The sequence below is a fragment of the Rhizobium tibeticum genome, assembly GCF_900110205.1.
Classification (GTDB): Bacteria; Pseudomonadota; Alphaproteobacteria; order Rhizobiales; family Rhizobiaceae; genus Rhizobium; species Rhizobium tibeticum.
Map to the genome: position 1 here is coordinate 1 of NZ_FOCV01000161.1, position 1,126 is coordinate 1,126.

Sequence of the window (1,126 nt, forward strand, 5' to 3'; positions counted from 1 at the left end):
CTGCGGATGGCGTCTTTCGCTGGCCTTCATCCGTTAAGTTTACGATGCCGTACTGTCTGGCATTTACCGGAATCGATTCGAAGCTTTTGTTGTCAATGAGCGGTTTAAGGCCGTCGATAACTGTCGAGCCAGAACTCGACGGTTTTCTGGAACATCCATCATCGTCATGTGGTCGCCTGGCACCGGTATGGTATGAATGGCCGCCTCACTTAAAACCCTGTCCCAACCCCGCATGGGCGAACTTGCCTCAGGACTCATTGAATTTCTTCGAGGTCGCGCCCGACGGCTGAGGAGAGGCCCGTTGGCATAGAACTGGTGGATCTCAACCGGCAGGGATGGAACTTTATACAAGTCCAGCGCCCTTTGGAACTGCACAGTCTTTTCATACATCATAACGTCGTTGTGGAGATCACGATCGAGAGGCATCGCCCCAATTTGCTGTGCTTTTTCAAGCAGCTGGGCAATTGAACTTTGTCCAGCAAAGAGTTCCAATACTTCGAAGCGCTCATCATCTAAGGATTCAAAAGAATTCAGCAGCACTTCTCGTACCATTTGGGTGGGCGATATGCTTGATGGATTTGCGGGTAACGCAACATCGATGAGAGCGATAAATGATACAGTTTCGTCGAGACTCAGCAAGTGCTGGGCAATTGCGTAAGCCAAGATTGCACCTGATGAGTATCCAGCAAAGCGGTATGGACCCCGTGGCTGGCTCTCTCTAATCGCCAGGATCACCTCCGCGGCTATTCCTTCTAGAGTTGGTGGACAAACTTCTTTGAAAGGCGGCCATGGCAGAGCGTAGATGGGACAGTCTACGTCCATTTCCTCCATCAAACTGAGGACATAGGAACAATCGCCCGAACCTGTGGGAACAAAGAAGAGCGGTGGTTGTGATCCGGTTGCCTGAACGGAAATCACTTCCGGAACGCTGGGCCGTCGCTGAAAATGAATCTTTGATGCGAGTTCCTTCAATATGGGGGCTTGGAAGAGATCGGCGGCGCTAAACTTCAGCCCAATGGCGAGCGTTCGACCGAGCAACTGCACCGCCAGGAGCGAGTGGCCGCCGAGTTCGAAGAAGTTGTCGTGGCGGCCGACCCGCTCGACCCCGAGAAGCTCCGCCCAGATC

Annotated in this window: 1 protein-coding gene; it reads right to left on the reverse strand. The window is 52.9% G+C overall.

Annotated features, from left to right (window positions below; all coding sequences use genetic code 11):
• Positions 1-63: 63 nt before the first annotated feature.
• On the reverse strand, positions 64-1,126 hold a 1,063-nt coding region (locus tag BSG20_RS35415; RefSeq protein ID WP_244551859.1), incomplete at its 5' end, for a thioesterase domain-containing protein.